Here is a 512-nt window from a genome sequence, read left to right as displayed (position 1 = left end):
CGAAAGCGACTATTCGCCAGTTGGGCTATCCAAGCAAGAATGCTTTGAAGGGCTGGTACCTGGAATATGAGCACCATTCTGATCTGCGTTTAGGATTTGCGCCCCGAGCCCCGAAGTTCACACAGGCGCAGAAGGAAGTGGCTGTCGAGCACTACCGCACGCATGGTCGTTGTGTTTCTGCAACGATGCGCGCCTTGGGCTATCCCGGTCGTGCAACGTTGACAGCATGGGTTCGTGAGGCGTTTCCCGAAACTAGCAAAGCTGTCACTGGAAGAACTGGACGTCCACGATATCCTGATGCATTGAAGAAGGCGGGCGTTGTCGGACTTTATACTCGGCAAGAAAGTGCGCAGACTTTGGCGGAAAAACTCGGCGTATGCAGACCGACACTGTATAACTGGAAAAACCAGTTACTTGGTCCGAAGGCTCCCGCAATCATGAAACGCAAGAACAACTCACCGCCAGTGCCTGAGCGAAAAGAATTAGAGCTTCAGCTCGAAACACTGCAGCAC

At 52.9% G+C, this 512-nt stretch carries 1 protein-coding gene; it reads left to right on the top strand.

The genetic code is table 11. The features are described from left to right. The coding region (locus DKP76_RS18950) for a transposase (protein ID WP_146198964.1) at positions 1 to 512 on the top strand (512 nt) is incomplete at both ends.

The sequence above is a fragment of the Falsochrobactrum shanghaiense genome, assembly GCF_003149535.1.
Classification (GTDB): Bacteria; Pseudomonadota; Alphaproteobacteria; order Rhizobiales; family Rhizobiaceae; genus Brucella; species Brucella shanghaiense.
This window is presented reverse-complemented; position numbering and strand designations above follow the sequence as displayed.